General features: G+C 55.1%; 2 protein-coding genes. Both read right to left on the bottom strand.

Annotated elements, in window-relative coordinates:
* Positions 1-596 precede the first annotated feature (596 nt).
* Complete coding sequence (locus AC0L3A_RS40650) at positions 597-860, bottom strand: hypothetical protein (protein WP_473256572.1); 264 nt, start codon at positions 858-860, stop codon at positions 597-599.
* A gap of 47 nt (positions 861-907) precedes the next feature.
* The coding region (locus tag AC0L3A_RS40645) for a hypothetical protein (protein ID WP_473256571.1) at positions 908-1,147 on the bottom strand (240 nt) is incomplete at its 5' end.

Genomic DNA, 1,147 nt, shown 5'->3' with positions numbered 1-1,147 from the left:
ATTTTCATGCACGTCGGCTCTGCGCGTGGGGGCGCGAACTAAGTCCCGACTGCGGGGTCGTGAATGCCGGAGCGAAGGCGCAGGATTTTAAGAGTGGAGTTCGCGGCTGCAATTTAGTCAATCCGAACCCTCTGGAAGAACTTAGGACGAAGATCTCTCCGCAAAGTGTCCATTAAACGATACACAAAAAAGCACCGAACATAGTTCTGTTCTTCCGTCGCATAGTCCAGCAAGTCAGGCAAGGTCAGGGTCTAATAGCGAGGAAGACGAGTTTTAAGAAATCCAGCTCGGATCGGCCCTTGCGGGTCGACGCTGAAAACGTCGGTTAGGTCGAGAGTACGAGCTGGACCATTTGAGTCCGGACTGTAGAGCACGTTTTCTATCGATGGATCGGAAAGCATAGGCTCGCGGGCCAGATCGTGATCCATCCGAGGGGGTGGTGATGGAGGGCAGGCCGCATGGTTAAACCACTCTCGCCTGACCTTCGCATTCGCATTATTATGGCGATGCAAGATGAAGGGATGAGCTGCCGGGGCGCTGCCAGCCGTTTCGGGGGGGCGCCATCGACAGCGATCGCGCTGGTCAGCAATCGGCGTTCAGCTCGGATTGAGGGCTATGCTGCGGAGATCCTCTCTTTGGTCGAGACTACGCCCCACATGACGTTTGCCGAGATTGCAGACCATATCTTCAGAGTGCACGGCGAGCGATTTGTGCCGCGTGTGGTCGAGCGTTTCTTGTGTGGTCGCAACATCATTTTCAAAAGAATCATCGCACGACAGCGGGCAGGATCCGCCGGTCATGACCGCTAAACGAGCAACGCAGGTCAGCTCGAGTTCTTCAACCGGGAAGAGATAGTTCAAGATGACGTTGCGCTGTTCTTCAACTACCGAAACTGGGGGTTAAAACTCTAGGATGAACAAGCCGGACCAAATTCGCTTTCCGTTGAGCCAAAGCTCCAGGCGAGCCAGGTCTCGCCGTAAACATGTTTATGGTTGGCAGAGAGGCACCCGGCACGATCGGCTTCGTAATAGCTTGTCGTAGCTTGCGTGCTCGATTTGCTAGCTTTCGAAGTCGGCCAGGCCTGTCTGTTGAGGCGCAGAAGCGTGGCCTGCACCTCCCTTTGGTCCCCGGAGTCCATTTCGTTTAG

Source organism: Bradyrhizobium sp. MI1.3 (assembly GCF_055811695.1).
Note: the sequence above shows the minus strand (reverse complement) of the source record. Positions and strands in the feature narration are given on the sequence as shown.